This window comes from Riemerella columbina (assembly GCF_030517065.1).
Lineage (GTDB): Bacteria > Bacteroidota > Bacteroidia > Flavobacteriales > Weeksellaceae > Riemerella > Riemerella columbina_A.
On sequence record NZ_CP103950.1, the window covers coordinates 55333 to 71218 of the forward strand.

A 15886-nucleotide genomic window follows, 5' to 3' on the forward strand; every position below is an offset into this window, starting at 1 on the left:
CTTTTTAATGTTGAATTTATTATGAAGCACAACGATTATTTTTCATCGCTTATTGTACTCAGAATTTCGTACACCAAATGGGTGGGAAGTCCCATAATCGTATAAAAACTGCCTTCTATTTTTTGAATTTTTGCCATCCCTAACCATTCCTGAATGCCGTAAGCCCCAGCTTTATCCCAAGGTTTAAACTTTTGAATATAAAAATCCATCTCCGCCTCTGTCATTGGGAAAAAAGTGACTTTGGCAACATCGGTTTTCGTGATGATTCGTTCCGCCGTGCGCAGGCTAATCCCTGTATAAACCTGATGCGTTCTCCCTGACAATTGCCTTAGCATCGTTTTGGCGTGGGCTTCATCTTTGGGCTTTCCTAAAACTTCGTTTTCTACGGCAATAATGGTGTCCGCAGTTAGTAGCACCTCGTGAGGTTCTAATGCCCGAAAGGCTTCTGCTTTAAGTTGCGAAAGGTAACCTGCCACCTCCGAAACGGGCATTTCCTTGGGATAAATCTCCTCGCAATTGATGCTCACCACCTGAAATGGATAGCCCAACTGTTCTAATAATTCCTTCCGCCGCGGCGACTGCGACGCCAAATAGAGTTGCTTCCTCATCTCAAACTATTAACGCCACAATAGTACTCATTTATGATGAAAAATGCAATTTATCTGTTGCTTTTTTTATGGTAAAAAAGCCCTTAAACCGAGCGGGTATCATCTTCTGACCATTGGTTTTGGGCTTTTAGCACTTGCTCTATCACATCTCTAACGGCACCACTACCCCCCAAAGTGGGTGAAATATAATCCGAAATGGCTTTGACTTCTGGTCGTGCATTGGGCGGACAAGTAGCTATGGCAGAGGCTTTCATCATCGGGAGGTCGGGTAAATCATCTCCCATGGTAAGGATATCCTCATCTTTGAGCTGATGTTGATTTTTAAACGCCTCATAATCCAATAATTTATCCGAAGATTTGGGGTAATAATCTGTGATGCCTAAATATTGCAGCCGATTTTTCACCATCGGGTCGTTGCCGCCTGTAATCACGCCGATTTTATAAGATTTCCTCAAAGCCTTGACCACCGCATAGCCATCTAACACATTCATTACCCGAGACATACTCCCATCTGGCATCAAAAAAATACTACCGTCGGTAAATACGCCATCTACATCAAAAACGAAAGCTTTAATCTGTTTTAACCGCTGTTTATAACTCATACATTTGTTTTATCGATTGGTTCATTATTTCGTAAATTTTAAGCTGCATCGGGTCTTTAATGATGGCTTTATGAAGCTCCAGAACGCGTTGGTCTTGCCTTACCGCTGGTCCTGTTTGGGCTTCTTTGGGCGGAATATGGTAAATTTTGTCCGTGGTTTCCTCTATCAATGGTAAAAAATAATAAAACGGAATTCCCTGAGCATCTGCAATTTCCTTCGCTCTGGCATAGAGGTGATTTACAAAATTACACACAAAAACGGCTGTGAGATGGATGTACTTTCGCTTTTCATAGTCTGCCTCCATCACCCGTGGGGATATTTTTAAGGCTATCGTTTTAAGCGTTGCCGCATCTTCCGTCGTTTCGGCTTCCACAAAAAACGGAATTTCCGAATAGTCTAAAAATTTAGTTTTAGAGAAAGTTTGCAAAGGATAAAAAGAGGCTTTCCGATAATTGCCCTCCAAAATTTCCTTTGGCAGAGAGCCCGAAGTATGCGCCACTAAAGCATCTACATTGGTAATGTGTTGAGAAACCTCTGCCACGGCATCATCTTTTACACAGAGAATGTAGAGGTCTGCCTCCGCCAAATCTGTGGTGCTATAGGGTAGTTGATTTTCCTCTGCAATGGCTTTTAGCGCCTCCTCATTGCGCCCAAAAACTTGCACCACATTAAGTTCAGCCTCTTTAAACGCTTTGCTGAGGTGGTACGCTACATTCCCAGAGCCTATCATCACGATTCTCATTTCATTCATTTTAATAAACAAAGATAAAAAATTTTAAGGAGTTGGGCTTTATCTCATTTTTAAACATTAAATTTAACTTTTTAAAATTGCGAACATCTAACCCAAGAACAGACGCAGATGGATATTGTGGAAAATGAAATCATCAGCCTAATGAACACGCCTGAGCACCAAGAAAAAGGGCTTAGGAAGATGATGGATGCCTTCCAAGAACGGCTCTATTGGCATATCCGTCGGCTGGTGGTAAGCCATGATACGGCGCAAGATGTATTGCAGGAAACTTTCATTAAAGCTTATCAAAATTTTAGTCAATTTAAAAAGGAAAGTAAGCTCTATACTTGGCTTTATCGCATTGCTACTAATGAAGCACTGCAAGAATTGAGAAAAATGCAAAGAAAACTCCAGAACGAAAGTACCTTGGTGGATGAAATGCATCACCTCGTTTCTAACCACACACCCCACGATGCCGATGAGGTTCAGCGTCTGTTGCAGCAAGCCATCCACACCTTGCCAGAGAAGCAAAAAATTGTTTTTACGCTGAGGTATTACGATGATTTGCCTTATGAAGAATTGAGTAAAATGCTCAATATGAGCGTGGGGACTTTGAAAACCAATTACCACTACGCCAAACAGAAAATAGAGGATTATATTACCGCTCAACACGACTCCATTTAAAAACCGATGCTATGAAAAAATTAGATATAGACCATTTAGATAAAAAGATGCCGTACGACATTCCAGAAGGCTTTTTTGATGATTTTCAGGAGCAAGTCATCAGCAAAATACAACCTCGGAAGCAAGAAAAAACGCCCATTTTCAGATTGAAATCGTGGTATTGGGCAGCCGCCGTGGTGTGCTTAATCGGTAGTTTGATTTTATTTTTACAAAACACTGATTTTCAAAATAATGAACCTCAAATAGCGGTAACAAATTCCTCTATTACAGCGCCTAACACTGGCTTAGAAGAAACGATAACGGCGCCCATAGCCGCCATAACAGCACCTGAAAAAGAAAATTTTAATCCTGATTTAACTTTAACGGAAAAGGTGCATCAAAGAGATGAAACGAAACCAAAGCCAATACCTCAAACGCCACCAGCGAAAGCCCATTTAGGAAAAGAAAATGCTGATTTTATCTTGGCAAGTTTTACCCCTAAAGAGGTGAATGAGGTGACGCAAAATATAGAACAAGACATTTATTTAGACTTATATTATTAAAAGATGAAAACTGTAATCCTTTCATTATTATTAGTTTTAGGGCTCAATTTTTCTTTTGCTCAAAACCAAAAACCGTGGCAAGAGGCTAAAAATGAAACCTCACAAACTGCCTCTACACCCCCTTCTCACGAGGAGCATATGGCGCGCATTCTTCAGTATAAACAAGAACAGGTGCTCAAAGCGCTGAATTTACCCGAGGAAAAGAGAAAGGCATTTGTGCCACTATACCAAGCGTATCAGAACAAAATGATGGAGATTAAACACAGCTTTAAGCCTATTAAAAATCCTGATGCCGTTTCTGACCAAGAGGCTCGGGAAGATTTGGAGAAAAGTTTTAAAGTAGGGCAAGCGCTATTAGACCAGCGAAAAGTCTATGCCGCCAAGTTTTTGCAAATCCTAACACCTCAACAGGTGATTAAAATATTCCAAACCGAAGGATTGTTGCGCGACAAAATGATCAAACACAAAGCCGAACACTGCAAATAGTTTTTTTTCATATATTATTATTTTTCCCCGAAGTGGCCAATGGTTGCTTTGGAGTTTTTGTTAGAAATCAACACTCTCAAAGGCGTTTTTTATATGCGTGAGTTCCAAGGTTTGTTGTGGCGTTTTCAGGATAGAAATAATATCAAAACGGACTTCTACATCATCCGGATAAGCGTTCAGAAAATCATCGGTGGCTAAGATGATCCGTTGGATTTTCTTCCTATCTACGGCGGATTGTGGCGCTACCATTGTATCATGCTGCCGTGCTTTTACTTCTACAACCACCAACAAGTCCCCTAACCGTGTAATGAGATCTAACTCCGCTTTTTGATAGCGGTAATTGCGAGCCACAATGGCATAACCCAATTTCTGAAGGTAATTTGCGGCAAAATTTTCCGCCTCTTTGCCAAAATCGTTATGCTCTGCCACGATGAATTATTGGTATGTTAAACTCACGGCTTTTGGCGAAACTTTCATCCGAACTTCTGCGCCAATCACCAGTGGAAGATTTTCGTAAATATGCCCATTCGGGAAGCCGTAAATAATAGGAAAATCGTAATCTTTAAGCCGATGGGCGATGATTTGATAAGCTTTGTCATCAAAACTCGCTTCGTATGCTGGATTGTCTTTCTCGCTGCCCATATTGGTCATTCCGCCCACCACCAAGCCTTTAATTTTTCTAAAAACACCCGCTAAATCTAAAGCCATCAGCATTCTATCCAATGCGTAAAATTGCTCGCCAATATCTTCTATAAACAGAATTTTATCTTTAAAATTAAAGCTATAAGGCGTTCCTAATAAGGCATAAATCAGTGCGAGATTGCCACCGACCAAAATACCTTGTGCTTCGCCCTTTTGGTTTAAATGATGATGCTGGAACTGATAATGAGGCATTTGACCTTCCAATAGAGAGAAAATCATCGGATAAGCCTCTGCTGTCACTCCAAAAGATGAAGTTTTGAGTGTTTGCCCATGAATACTGGCGATGTTATTTTTAAGCAATAGACTCTGTATCACGGTGTTATCGGAATATCCAATGTACCATTTCGGCATTTTTTTGAGGGGAGGCATTTTCAAATGACGGAGTAGATGTTGGCAGCCGTAGCCGCCTCTTGTAGCCCAAATGGCAGAAAAAGAAGGGTTGGAAAAAGCCCAATTTAAGTCAGAAATGCGCTCTTCCTCCGTGCCAGAGTAAGCATAACCCTCTTCATATCGTCCCAAAGCGTGCGGCGAAAGTACGGGCTGATAGCCATATTCTTTTATTAAATCCAAAGTGGATTGAATTTGAGCGTGCTCCACGGCGCCTGCTGGCGATACCACCGCGATTAAATCGCCTTTTTTTACTGTTTTTGGTTTTTGTATCATATTTATTTAGAATGCCTTAGCGTATCTTTCACATAGCCGCTTCTTTCTAATTCTTGGTCAAATTTATTAAACTTTTTAAAGCTTTGCATAAAAATAAAAACACTGATAATCAGAAGGATTACGCCTACACCTTTTCTGATGCTATTGGCTATTTTCTGCGTTAATTTATAGTGAAACTGTTTTGCCAGCACAATTTTAATCAAATCAATACCGATATAAGTGCTGATCATTAGCCCGATGTAGAGGATAAATTCGTAGGGGTTAGGGTATTGGTTTCTCACGGAAATCACGGTTACCAGCCAAAATAAGACCACCCCAATATTGATTATATTGAGAAAAAAGCCGTTTAAAAAAGTTTTAAAATAATTTTGGTTGATGATTTGCTTTTCGCCTTCTATGTGCATTTTGGTCTTAGACACCATCATAAAAATGCCATAAACAAAGATAATCAGCGCAGTGATTCTATAAAAACTGGGGTGCTTATCAATGAGTTCTACCAAATCATCACTGGCAAAATAAGCCGCTAAAATGCAGAGTAAATCTGCAGAAATCACGCCTAAATCTAATGCCAAAGCATGCTTAGGACCTCTGGAAAAACTGGTTTCTATCAGCAAAAAAAAGATAGGCCCTATAAACACTAAACTAAGCATTAGCCCTAACATAATCGCCGAAATGATGAGTTCTAACATACTGTCAATTTTAGCCTCCATCTATAGAAAGCTTAATTCAAGAAAGTAAAAATACTAAAAAAACAGCAAACTAAAGTTATATTTGGAGTTTTTTAGCATTTTTACTATCCAATAGTGCCTATTTTCCGTTTTAAATTACCTCAACAAGGCTTTAAAAGTATCGCCTTGGGAGATGTCGCCAGTTTCGTAGCCTTTAATGAACCACGCTTTGCGTTGCTCCGAACTGCCGTGGGTAAAGGCTTCTTGGTTGACATAGCCTTGACCTCGCTTTTGGATGTTATCATCACCCACCGCTTCGGCGGCACTGATGGCACTTTCTATATCGCCAGGCTCTAAAATATGGGCTCTGTTGTCAGTTTTTCTCGCCCAAAGCCCTGCAAAGAAATCCGCTTGAAGCTCCGTAGCCACAGACACACGATTGAGCTGAGCCTCCGAATAACGCCCACTTCTTCGTAAATCATTCACTTGTTGCGTGGTGCCCAATAAGGTTTGGATATGATGCCCTTGCTCGTGCGCAAAGACATACGCTACGGAAAACTCCGTAACCTTAGCTCCGAAACGCTTTTCTAACTCGTTGAAGAAGCTCATATCCATATAAATGGTCTCATCAGCTGGGCAATAGAATGGCCCCATTTCTGCCTGTGCCACACCGCAACCCGACTGGGTAACATTCTCAAACAACACCACACGAGGCGCCCGATACTTCATTCCGTTCTCTTGGAATACCTTCTCCCAAGTGAGGTCGTTCTCGGCGTGCAGCATCTCTACAAACTCTCTAACTTTCAGTTCTTGAGGGCTCAAATCACGCTGTTCAGTTGCGGTAGGTGCATTCATCCCAGAGCCGATGACCGCGGAAGGATCACCACCTAAGAAAAACACAATAGCGGCAATAATCAGCGTGCCAATACCGCCGCCAATAAGCCCGCCACCTACGCCACTGCCACGGCGATCATCTATTTCGCTTCTATTATTTGTCCATTTCATATATAAAGTTAGTTTTATGGATTATTTAATTTTACCTATCGGTTGAGTATTTTATGTTTTAGCCAAAACGAAACCATTTCGTAAGTAGCTATATTTTCTTGTACTAAATGATTCTCAGTCTGTACCACTGGTATCTCATCATAATAGAGTTTATAGGCTTCTGGTAGTTCAGAATACTGATGCTTAAGCTGATACTGCTTCACTTTTCTTATAGGCGATATAATGGTTAGCTTATTTTCTTTTATCAATCCTAAATCTTGATAAGTAGCAATATAAGCTCTGGGCTGATAATTCTCAGTAAAGACATCTTGCCCTAAAAATTTCGTTCGATAATTAAAATTGAGTAGACCTAATACCGTAGGCATTAAATCAATTTGAGACATTAATCCTGTAAATTTCTGTGGTTTAATAAAACCTTCTGAAAAAACTATTGCTGGGATACGATATTTATCCATTGGGAGTTCTGTTTTTCCTGCACTAGAAGCACAATGGTCTGCTACAATTACAAAAATAGTATTTTTATACCATGTTTGTTTTTTTGCCATAGCAAAAAATTGCTTTAAGGCATAGTCGGTGTACTTTACTCCCCCTTCTCGGGATTTAGCGTTACCTGGAATATCAATTTTACCTTCAGGATAAGTAAATGGACGGTGGTTACTAACCGTCATCCAATGGTTAAAAAAGGGTTTTCCTGCTTGGGCTTCTTTATTCATTACTTGGATAGCTTTTCTAGCCATATCTTCATCACAAACACCCCAAACATTGGCAAATGTAATTTCCTCTGGAGAAAAGTGGTCTCTATCTACAATATCATAACCATTTCCTCCAAAAAAGTCTTTCATATTATCAAAATAACTATACCCCCCGTAGAGGTATTTAACCTGATAGCCTTTTTGCTTGAATATACTACCCGTGGTAAATTTATCCTTATTATTTTTCCTTTTAATTACACTTTCTCCAGCGGTTGGCGGTATGCAGAGTGTTAATGCTTCTAACCCTCGTACAGTACGGTTTCCTGCGGCATAGAGCTGGGTAAACATAAGAGAATGATTGGCTAAACTATCCAAGAACGGCGTAATATTTTGTTCATTACCATAATGCTTCATAAAATCAGCCGAGAGGCTCTCTATAGAAATTAACACTACATTTTTATGTAGTTCCTCTCCTCTGCCTTTTACTATTCTCTCTAATTGACTTGGCTGAAACTGATTTAAATACAGTTTAGCAGCTTGCTGCCGAGGCATAGTTGGATAAAACTGAAAAAAATCTAATTCGTTATGGGTAAATGCATAGTAGAATTTATAAACACCATTGGCTTGAATTTCAGTAGCAAAATGGTTTTCCTTAGGTAGCCAACGCTCAGATTTTGGTATCGCCCATATACTCAAAACTGAAAGTAATAAAAAGCAAAACAGAAGTATTAATTTTTGTGATAAATTAGGTAAAGTTAATAAGGTATCTTTGGTTTTTTGGTAAATATAGAAAGTTAGCACTAATGCCGTAACTAATATCACCGAAAATAATGGAATAATAGGATAGCTCTCTAAAATATTACCAATAACTTCATTCGTATAAATTAAATAATCTACTGCGATAAAATTATACCGTACACCAAATTCATTCCAAAAAAAATACTCGCTCACTGCATTAAATATAATCAATAACACATACAAAAACAGTGTAAAACTATATAGCCCTCTACGGATACTTTGTCTCTGTTTTGGAAGGAAAAGCATTATAGCAAAAATAAGTGTTTTCATACCAACGAAACTCAAGGCAATCTCCACCAATGAACCTCCATACTGTCTGAAAATATTATTCGGTATTAACCAAATATATAAAAATAAGAGTATCATTCCTGCTAAAATTAGTACCCCCCAAGGGCGATTATATTTAGCATTAGATAAAAACAAAAAATAAATAGCTAAAAAACTACTTATCAAAATAAAAATAGGAATATCTACTACAATTCCCCTAATAAGTATCCCTAAAATTTCCGTTATTCCAAAATGTGAAGTGGTAATCGGATGGGCAAAAAAAACGAGTCTTAATCCTATAGAAATCAATAGGTACAGTCCACCTAAATATAAAAATGGTTTAATTTTATTGAGAATCATAGACTAAATATTGTTCTTAAATTCTATCATTTTGAGCGCTGTAACGGCAGCTTCCACGCCTTTGTTCCCTAAACTTCCGCCACTTCTGGCGATGGACTGTTCTCGGGTATCATCGGTCAGCACGCAGAAAATGGTTGGGGTTTGGGTTTGGGTATTGCAAGCGGTGATGCCTTGGGTAACGCCTTGGCACACATAATCAAAGTGGGAAGTTTCGCCCCGAATCACACAGCCGATAGCGATAATGGCATCAAAATATTGGTCTTTAGCACAAAGGCGCATAGCGGCATAGCTGAGCTCAAAAGCACCAGGAACATAGTAGATTTTGATTTTTTCTTTTTTCACACCTTCTTTGAGTAGGGTTTCCACCGCGCCATCTCGGAGGTTGAAAGTTACGAAATCGTTCCACTCAGAGACAACAATGCCGATGTTGAACGCATCGGCATTTTTTATGTTGAGTGGCGTATAGTCAGAAAGGTTAACCGTTGCCATAATTTCTTGTTTTAGGTTGATATTTTAGTAATACTTTACCATTTCAATGTAAGCCGCAGAAGCGCCGCCGTCATAGTCTTGGTATTTTTCATCAATGGTTTCAAAGTATTTTTTAGCATCTGTATTTTTCTTTAAAGCCAATGCCATAATGCCTGCTTTTCTTGTAAAATAGTACGATGTAAAAGGGTCTTCCGAGGTAGAAGAGGCTTTATCATACTGTGCCATCGCATCTTCCGCTTTGTTGAGGTTAGCGAGACAATCTCCCATAGCGCCGTATTTAATTGCCATTAGGATTTTATTATCCGACTTGAAGGCGTCTATTAAATCATAGGCTTCTTGGTATTTGCCTTCCTTGTACTTGATGAGCCCAGCGTTGTAAGCCGAAAGCTTGCCTGCCTTAGTGGCGCCAAATTCTTCATAAGTTCCTAAAAACCCTGGATTGGCAGAAGATTTACCGCCTAACGCTTTGGCATCATCACCGAGAGATTGGGCTTTTTGTGCCGATAGATACGCCATCGTGGCTTCTTGGTTTTTAGGGGCGATCACAAATTGTTGGTATGCAAAATAGCCTAAAATAGCGAGCAAAACTACACCAAAGCCTATCATCAGCTGCTTGGCATAGCGTTCTATAAATTTTTCTGATTTTAATGCAGACTGGTCTAATTCTTCAAAAATCTCTACCGTCTCTTTTCCTTCTTTAATCTGCTCTTTGCTTAGTTGATTATATTTCTTAGACATTTCAAATTTGATTTAATGGGCAAATTTAATCTTTTCTTTTTGATATACAAAATTTTATATCGCTGGAGTTCTAATACTCTAAAATTTGGTACACCTCGGCGTTAAACTGTTTTAGTTTCTCTTCGCCGTGGAGGTCTTTTAATCCGATTAGAAAGCTGAACTGCTTTACCTCGGCACCTTGTTTTTTGATGAGCATAGCGGCGGCTTCCGTGGTACCTCCTGTGGCGAGTAAATCATCGTGAATGAGTACCCTGTCGCCTTTTTTGATCTGCCCTTCTTTCATTTCAATCTCCGAAGAGCCGTATTCTAAATCGTATTTTTGGGAGATGAATGGCGGTGGCAATTTTCCTTTTTTTCTGATGAGCACAAAAGGAACGCCCAACTTAACCGCAATGGCAATTCCGAATAAAAAACCACGGCTCTCTATCCCGCAAACCACATCTACTTTGCCTTTGCTGAACGCCACCAAATCTTCTATCACTTCCTCATAAAGCTGTGGATAGAGGAATATTGGGGTAATATCTTTAAACTGAATGCCTGCTTTGGGGAAATCAGGAATGTTCTCTATGGTTTGTTCTAATTTCTGAATTAAATCTTGGTTTGCCATTTTGTTATTTTTAACTTGATTTTTTTGAATTATTGTTTTTGAGATGAATTGATTTTGTAGCCCGTAATCTTCCAACCATTCTCAGAAGCTTTGAGCGTATAGGTCACTTGCAAATCGCTTTGGTTACCGTTCTTATCGGTTACGCTGTAAGTGGCGTTAACCTGCGCTGATGGAGCTTTAACCGAGGTGGTTGTAATGTCCTTCACCACGATGTTTTTAACCGCTCCAAATCCCGAAGTAGGGTTTGTAAACTGCTCATAAGAACCCCATTGCGGATTGGCAGAAGCATCATAAGCACTCTTTAAATTTTGGTTGCCTAAATGATTTAAAAAGCGGCGCACCGTAGCTTTCGGGTCTTCTTTTGGATGCTCTCCGCCTTGCTCTGGTGCCATAGGTTCATTGATGATTGCTCCCTCTGGTTGCTCTGGCACTAAGGTTTCTATGGGCTCTGGCGCTTGAACTTTTAGGGCGATTTCATTAACTTTAACGCCTTTTCTTATCATTTTCAATAGCTTTTTGGTGGTTTTTACTGTCACTTGAATGTCCACCACGCCATCGGTTATTTTTTCGGAAGGCAGTGATGAAAATTTCAAATTGAAGCCTTTGAAATGGTTATCTTGCATTAGGTTTTTATAAGTCAGTAGCGTTACATCATTGCTTAAAACCTCCATTTTGGTTTCTAATGCAGCGTTAGAGAACTCTATCGGCTGGTTAAATTCATCAACCAATTGTGGAATGACCTGCAAAGCTTTAGGCCCCGTAAGGCTATCAACAGCGGTAGGTTTAATCAATAATGAAATAGAAGCCGCCTTCACATCATTAGGGTCGGATTCTTCGGGTTCTTGACTTTGAAAAATGTTCATATCGCCCAAAGATGGCGGCCCTGTGCTGGTCCAATCTAAGCCATTGTTCTGCGCTACGGTATTCGCCATTGATAGAATATCAGCGACTTTTTTGCCGTTTAGCAACTTGGAAAGAGCATTGAGCTCGGTCACATCATCTTCGCCTTCTACGCCAAAAGTTTTGAGGATGTAGAGGGCTTCGTTGAGTTTAATTTGCTCTATGGTGCTCAGCCCAGAGGACATCTCGTTAATGCTCTGTTGGAAGGTTTTTATATTGGTGCCATCTACTTGATCTTTTTTACACGAGACCAAAAAAAACAGCAAAAGTACGATGAGTGGCTTTATGTATTTCATCTCTATCATTTTAAAGTCTTACAAAAATAAGAAAATCCCGACAAATATATCGGGATTTTTTATGAGTTTAGTATCCTTCTATTAGAATGGATATTCGTAAATTTCTGACTCGTGTAGGTATGGGTTACCTGTAGGGATGAGTTTTGTTTTGGATAACTGTGACATCACTACGAAGATAAACAGCCCAACGATGAATAATACAGAACCTAATATCAATAATAACTCGGTGAAGTTATTCCAGTAAGGTCCCACGGTGCCTGGCATCACCATATTGAAGTAGTCCACAATGTGTCCTATAATCACGATAACTGCCATGGTTGTTACCACTTTATAATTTCTCTTAATGCTGCTACTTACCATAACCAATAATGGGATTAGGAAGTTCAGAATGAGCATTGGCAAGAAAGTCGGTGCGTAATATTCAAATCTACCGAAGAAATAATTGACCTCTTCTGGAATATCAGCATACCAATAAAGCATAAACTGAGCGAACCAAGTATAGGTCCAAAGCATACTTGTTGCGAATAGGTATTTCCCTAAATCGTGCAAGTGGTTATCATTAAATTGTGGTAAAAAGCCATTCTTTTTAAGGTAAACGCTGATGAGGATAATTACCGCAATGGCACTCGCTAAACAGCTTACCATAGAATACCAAATGTACATGGTAGAGTACCAGTGTGGGTCAATAGACATCAACCAATCCCAAGCCCAAGAGGCAGAGGCGAAACCAAAGAACGCGATATAACCCACATTCCATCTGTAAAGCATCTGATAATCTCTTAAAGATTTGGTTTCATCTACTTTTTTAGACATCTGTCTCAGCTTCCACGCGAAGAAAGAGGCACCAGCAACATAGATAAAGTTCCGAACCACATAGAAAGGGATGTTAAGGAATTTTTTCTTTTCGTAAAGAATGACATCAAAGTGTGGATCGTTAGGGTCGGTCAGTGCTGGGTCCATCCAATGGAATAAATGCCCGTTGTGGGTAACATTTAAAGCCATAATGATCAGGAGAATAATCCCTCCAAAAGGAATGTAAGCGCCTATAGCCTCCATCACTCTGGTAATAATGATAGACCAACCTGCGTGTGCCGCGTGCTGTATAGAGTAGAAGAACATCACACAGCAACTAAGCCCAAAGAAAAATACGGCTACCAAATGAAGCGTAGCCAATGGCTGATTATGCACCTGCATTTTGGCGTGTTCTAAGTGAGCACCGTGGTCCTGAGGTCCTACCAATTCGCTGGAGTGCGTTGGGTTATGATGCCCTGAAGCATGAACCGCCTCCATCATATGTTCTACTTTCGCATCATCTATTCCGTGATTTATAAAGTAGCCGGCACCAAAAAGCACCAATCCCAAAATGATAAATACGATAGAATATAATCTTAATTTTGGTGAAAAACTATACATTTTCTTTAGTTTTTATTATTTAGTATTGTTTTGTGTTTCATCTGTAGGCGTAGTCGCATTAGCCTCTGCAACAGGTGCGGCAGGCGCATTAGCAGTACCTCCTTTAAAGGCTTCCATCACATAGAGTGCTACTCTCCAGCGGTCGCCAGGTTTTAGCTGTCCTGCATAAGAGCCCATCGCATTTCTACCGTTGGTTAATACATAGTGTACAGAGCCTATGGTAATTTCTCTATCAGCATATTTAGGTACGCCCGCATAAGCGCCAGATTGTACGATAGAACCTTGTCCATCTCCTGCAGTACCATGGCAAGCGGCACATGTAATTTCATATAAATGCTTACCTCTTTCTATATCTTTAGCTTTGTTAGCTGGGTCTAATGGTGAAGTAACCACCAACTTAGAGGCATCATAGCCTGCGTTGTATTGGTCTGGTGTCATCACTGCACCTGGCGTACTTTCTACAATGCCTTCTGGATTCTGAGATACCGTACCTGGCACCAATGTAAGCCCTGTAGCACCATTGTTTTTAACGAAAGCAGGAATTTCATTCTCGTGTTTAGAGTATGGATCTTCGGCTTTCATCAATGGGTCATAAGCCACTGGAAAGTACATATCTGGGAAATAGACTAAAGGGGCATTTTCTTTTGGCCCGCAAGAATTTAAAACTATTGCTAATAAACCAAAGATACCTGATATTTTAAAAATATTTTTCTTCATGTTAAGCATCTTTTATCGTTATTTCTTCTACGCCTGTATCGATGAGGAGTTGTTTAATCGTATCTACATCTGAGGAGACGAATTCCATCATAAACTTATCATCCGTAGTTCTTGGGTCTGGGTTCTGCGGCTTGGCACCTGGGTACATCTTATTTCTGAACAAGAAAGTAAGCGACATAAGGTGTGCGGAACAGAATACCATCAACTCAAACATTGGCACTACGAAAGCAGGCATATTGTGTGCCCAATCAAAAGCTGGCTTACCACCGATGTTCTGCGGCCAGTCGTGGTTCATCATATACCAAGTGGTTAGTGCACCAATGGTGACTCCATATACTGCATAGATGAAAGCAGCATCGGAAATTCTGGTTTTCTTTAAGCCTAAGGCTTTATCTAAACCGTGTACTGGGAATGGGGTGTAGACCTCTGCAATCTCAATACCTTTTTCTCTAAACGCTTGTACGCCATGCATCAAATCATCGTCATCGCCGTAAAGCCCGTATATTCTTTTAGTGGTGCTCATCTCCTTCTTTTGCTTTATAAGTTTCACCTGAAATTTTCAAAATACTCTTCAATTCCGCTTGGGCAATTACTGGGAATGTTCTGGCGTATAATAAGAACAATACAGAGAAGAATCCTATGGTTCCTAAGTACACCCCTACATCAATAATGGTAGGTTTAAACATGGTCCAAGACCCTGGTAAATAATCTCTGGATAGGTTGATTACGATGATGTCAAAACGCTCAAACCACATCCCTATGTTAATCACTAAAGCGATAATGAATGTCGCGATAATGTTGGTTCTAATTTTCTTAAACCAGAACAATGCTGGAATTACTAAGTTACAGATAATTAGTGCCCAGAATGCCCACCAGTAAGGTCCTGTAGCGGCACCTGGCGTTAGGTAAGCAAAGTCTTCAAAACGGCTACCTGAATACCACGCGATAAAATACTCACAAGCGTAGGCTACAGTTACCATCCCCCCTGTTACGATAATTACGATGTTCATAATTTCGATGTGGTACATGGTGATGTATTCTTCTAAGTGGCAAACTTTTCTGGCAACCAATAGTAGCGTTTGTACCATTGCGAAGCCTGAGAAAATCGCTCCTGCCACGAAGTATGGTGGATAAATGGTAGAGTGCCAACCTTTAATCACCGAAGTGGCGAAGTCAAAGGATACGGTGGTGTGTACGGAGAATACCAGTGGCGTAGCTAAACCAGCCAATACCAATGATAATTCTTCAAATCTTTGCCAATGTTTGGCTTTACCACCCCAACCGAAGGCTAATATGGTATAGATTTTCTTTGTAAATGGTGTTTTGGCTCTATCTCTAATCATCGCAAAGTCAGGAATCAATCCCATAAACCAGAACACTACGGATACTGAGAAATAGGTAGAAATCGCGAATACATCCCAAAGCAATGGTGAGTTAAAGTTAGTCCAAAGTGAACCAAATTGGTTAGGAATAGGGAATACCCAATAGCCTACCCATACTCTACCCATGTGGATTACAGGGAAGATAGCCGCCTGTACCACGGCAAAAATGGTCATGGCTTCCGCAGAACGGTTAACGGACATTCTCCATCTTTGTCTAAACAATAAGAGTACCGCCGAGATGAGCGTACCAGCGTGACCAATACCTACCCACCATACGAAGTTGGTAATATCCCAACCCCAGTTGATGGTTCTATTAAGCCCCCACGCACCAATCCCAGTACCGATGGTATAGGCAATACACCCAAATCCGTAAATGAATAATACTAAGGCAGCGTAGAGAGACGCCCACCATAATTTACCTGCTCTTTCTTCTATAGGCTTTACGATATCTACTGTAATATCGTGATAAGTCTTATGCCCTATAATTAAAGGTTCCCTAATTGGAGCTTCGTAATGTCCTGACATTTTTTACCTATT

Annotated in this window: 19 protein-coding genes; 3 read left to right on the plus strand and 16 right to left on the minus strand. The window is 40.1% G+C overall.

What is annotated here, in order from left to right; translation table 11 throughout:
* Positions 1 to 35: 35 nt before the first annotated feature.
* From NYR17_RS00245 to NYR17_RS00255, 3 genes are all read right to left on the minus strand, one after another.
* On the minus strand, positions 36 to 608 hold the full coding sequence (locus NYR17_RS00245) for a Maf family protein (RefSeq protein ID WP_302505532.1): 573 nt from the start codon (positions 606 to 608) through the stop codon (positions 36 to 38).
* An 83-nt stretch (positions 609 to 691) separates the two neighbouring features.
* Complete coding sequence (locus NYR17_RS00250; RefSeq protein ID WP_302505533.1) at positions 692 to 1210, minus strand: KdsC family phosphatase; 519 nt, start codon at positions 1208 to 1210, stop codon at positions 692 to 694.
* A complete protein-coding gene (locus NYR17_RS00255) occupies positions 1200 to 1961 on the minus strand; it encodes a Rossmann-like and DUF2520 domain-containing protein (RefSeq protein ID WP_302505534.1) in 762 nt (253 codons plus the stop codon). The genes NYR17_RS00250 and NYR17_RS00255 overlap by 11 nt, the downstream gene beginning before the upstream one ends.
* A 108-nt stretch (positions 1962 to 2069) precedes the next feature.
* On the opposite strand from NYR17_RS00255, the gene NYR17_RS00260 reads away from it, so the two are divergent.
* Genes NYR17_RS00260 through NYR17_RS00270 form a run of 3 tightly spaced genes read left to right on the plus strand, consistent with a single transcriptional unit; the run spans position 2070 to position 3652 of the window.
* On the plus strand, positions 2070 to 2624 hold the full coding sequence (locus tag NYR17_RS00260) for an RNA polymerase sigma factor (protein WP_302505535.1): 555 nt from the start codon (positions 2070 to 2072) through the stop codon (positions 2622 to 2624).
* Positions 2625 to 2635: 11 nt separating this feature from the next.
* Positions 2636 to 3166 carry a hypothetical protein gene (locus NYR17_RS00265; protein WP_302505536.1) on the plus strand — a complete coding sequence of 177 codons (531 nt, stop codon included), beginning with the start codon at positions 2636 to 2638 and terminating at the stop codon, positions 3164 to 3166.
* 3 nt (positions 3167 to 3169) lie between these two features.
* A complete protein-coding gene (locus NYR17_RS00270) occupies positions 3170 to 3652 on the plus strand; it encodes a hypothetical protein (protein WP_302505537.1) in 483 nt (160 codons plus the stop codon).
* A gap of 60 nt (positions 3653 to 3712) precedes the next feature.
* Here the strand turns inward: NYR17_RS00270 and NYR17_RS00275 are convergent, their stop codons facing one another.
* The 13 genes from NYR17_RS00275 to nrfD form a co-directional block, all read right to left on the minus strand.
* Positions 3713 to 4081, minus strand: coding sequence for a YraN family protein (locus NYR17_RS00275; RefSeq protein WP_302505538.1), 369 nt, complete (start codon positions 4079 to 4081; stop codon positions 3713 to 3715).
* Positions 4082 to 4087: 6 nt separating this feature from the next.
* The gene (locus NYR17_RS00280; protein WP_302505539.1) at positions 4088 to 5017 is read right to left on the minus strand and encodes a S66 peptidase family protein; all 930 of its coding nucleotides are present in this window, start codon (positions 5015 to 5017) and stop codon (positions 4088 to 4090) included.
* A gap of 2 nt (positions 5018 to 5019) precedes the next feature.
* A complete protein-coding gene (locus NYR17_RS00285) occupies positions 5020 to 5706 on the minus strand; it encodes a LysE family translocator (protein ID WP_302506956.1) in 687 nt (228 codons plus the stop codon).
* 135 nt (positions 5707 to 5841) lie between these two features.
* The gene (gene ypfJ / locus NYR17_RS00290; protein WP_302505540.1) at positions 5842 to 6690 is read right to left on the minus strand and encodes a KPN_02809 family neutral zinc metallopeptidase; all 849 of its coding nucleotides are present in this window, start codon (positions 6688 to 6690) and stop codon (positions 5842 to 5844) included.
* 35 nt (positions 6691 to 6725) lie between these two features.
* Positions 6726 to 8807, minus strand: coding sequence for an LTA synthase family protein (locus NYR17_RS00295; protein WP_302505541.1), 2082 nt, complete (start codon positions 8805 to 8807; stop codon positions 6726 to 6728).
* Between the two features lie 3 nt (positions 8808 to 8810).
* Entirely contained in the window at positions 8811 to 9296 is a 486-nt protein-coding gene (gene ribH, locus NYR17_RS00300) for a 6,7-dimethyl-8-ribityllumazine synthase (RefSeq protein WP_302505542.1), read from the minus strand.
* Between the two features lie 24 nt (positions 9297 to 9320).
* Positions 9321 to 10034 (minus strand): tetratricopeptide repeat protein, encoded by a 714-nt coding sequence (locus NYR17_RS00305; RefSeq protein ID WP_302505543.1) that lies wholly within the window; start codon positions 10032 to 10034, stop codon positions 9321 to 9323.
* 70 nt (positions 10035 to 10104) lie between these two features.
* Positions 10105 to 10641: an adenine phosphoribosyltransferase gene (locus NYR17_RS00310; RefSeq protein WP_302505544.1), complete on the minus strand. Its 537-nt coding sequence runs from the start codon at positions 10639 to 10641 to the stop codon at positions 10105 to 10107.
* A 29-nt stretch (positions 10642 to 10670) separates the two neighbouring features.
* Positions 10671 to 11837 carry a hypothetical protein gene (locus tag NYR17_RS00315; protein ID WP_302505545.1) on the minus strand — a complete coding sequence of 389 codons (1167 nt, stop codon included), beginning with the start codon at positions 11835 to 11837 and terminating at the stop codon, positions 10671 to 10673.
* Positions 11838 to 11918: 81 nt separating this feature from the next.
* Positions 11919 to 13250, minus strand: coding sequence for a quinol:cytochrome C oxidoreductase (locus NYR17_RS00320; RefSeq protein ID WP_302505546.1), 1332 nt, complete (start codon positions 13248 to 13250; stop codon positions 11919 to 11921).
* 15 nt (positions 13251 to 13265) lie between these two features.
* Entirely contained in the window at positions 13266 to 13976 is a 711-nt protein-coding gene (locus NYR17_RS00325; protein ID WP_302505547.1) for a c-type cytochrome, read from the minus strand.
* Positions 13969 to 14490, minus strand: a complete 522-nt coding sequence (locus tag NYR17_RS00330; RefSeq protein WP_302505548.1) for a DUF3341 domain-containing protein — start codon at positions 14488 to 14490, stop codon at positions 13969 to 13971. Before NYR17_RS00330 ends, NYR17_RS00325 begins: the two co-directional genes overlap by 8 nt.
* Positions 14477 to 15874, minus strand: coding sequence for an NrfD/PsrC family molybdoenzyme membrane anchor subunit (gene nrfD, locus NYR17_RS00335; RefSeq protein WP_302505549.1), 1398 nt, complete (start codon positions 15872 to 15874; stop codon positions 14477 to 14479). Before nrfD ends, NYR17_RS00330 begins: the two co-directional genes overlap by 14 nt.
* Between the last annotated feature and the right edge of the window lie 12 nt (positions 15875 to 15886).

Bases quoted from the DNA above. Each gene is read 5' to 3' on its own strand.
- NYR17_RS00245 (WP_302505532.1), bottom strand. From the start codon at position 608: ATGAGGAAGCAACTCTATTTGGCGTCGCAGTCGCCGCGGCGGAAGGAA.
- NYR17_RS00250 (WP_302505533.1), bottom strand. From the start codon at position 1,210: ATGAGTTATAAACAGCGGTTAAAACAGATTAAAGCTTTCGTTTTTGAT.
- NYR17_RS00255 (WP_302505534.1), bottom strand. From the start codon at position 1,961: ATGAATGAAATGAGAATCGTGATGATAGGCTCTGGGAATGTAGCGTAC.
- NYR17_RS00260 (WP_302505535.1), top strand. From the start codon at position 2,070: ATGGATATTGTGGAAAATGAAATCATCAGCCTAATGAACACGCCTGAG.
- NYR17_RS00265 (WP_302505536.1), top strand. From the start codon at position 2,636: ATGAAAAAATTAGATATAGACCATTTAGATAAAAAGATGCCGTACGAC.
- NYR17_RS00270 (WP_302505537.1), top strand. From the start codon at position 3,170: ATGAAAACTGTAATCCTTTCATTATTATTAGTTTTAGGGCTCAATTTT.
- NYR17_RS00280 (WP_302505539.1), bottom strand. From the start codon at position 5,017: ATGATACAAAAACCAAAAACAGTAAAAAAAGGCGATTTAATCGCGGTG.
- NYR17_RS00285 (WP_302506956.1), bottom strand. From the start codon at position 5,706: ATGTTAGAACTCATCATTTCGGCGATTATGTTAGGGCTAATGCTTAGT.
- ypfJ (WP_302505540.1), bottom strand. From the start codon at position 6,690: ATGAAATGGACAAATAATAGAAGCGAAATAGATGATCGCCGTGGCAGT.
- NYR17_RS00295 (WP_302505541.1), bottom strand. From the start codon at position 8,807: ATGATTCTCAATAAAATTAAACCATTTTTATATTTAGGTGGACTGTAC.
- ribH (WP_302505542.1), bottom strand. From the start codon at position 9,296: ATGGCAACGGTTAACCTTTCTGACTATACGCCACTCAACATAAAAAAT.
- NYR17_RS00305 (WP_302505543.1), bottom strand. From the start codon at position 10,034: ATGTCTAAGAAATATAATCAACTAAGCAAAGAGCAGATTAAAGAAGGA.
- NYR17_RS00310 (WP_302505544.1), bottom strand. From the start codon at position 10,641: ATGGCAAACCAAGATTTAATTCAGAAATTAGAACAAACCATAGAGAAC.
- NYR17_RS00315 (WP_302505545.1), bottom strand. From the start codon at position 11,837: ATGAAATACATAAAGCCACTCATCGTACTTTTGCTGTTTTTTTTGGTC.
- NYR17_RS00320 (WP_302505546.1), bottom strand. From the start codon at position 13,250: ATGTATAGTTTTTCACCAAAATTAAGATTATATTCTATCGTATTTATC.
- NYR17_RS00325 (WP_302505547.1), bottom strand. From the start codon at position 13,976: ATGCTTAACATGAAGAAAAATATTTTTAAAATATCAGGTATCTTTGGT.
- NYR17_RS00330 (WP_302505548.1), bottom strand. From the start codon at position 14,490: ATGAGCACCACTAAAAGAATATACGGGCTTTACGGCGATGACGATGAT.
- nrfD (WP_302505549.1), bottom strand. From the start codon at position 15,874: ATGTCAGGACATTACGAAGCTCCAATTAGGGAACCTTTAATTATAGGG.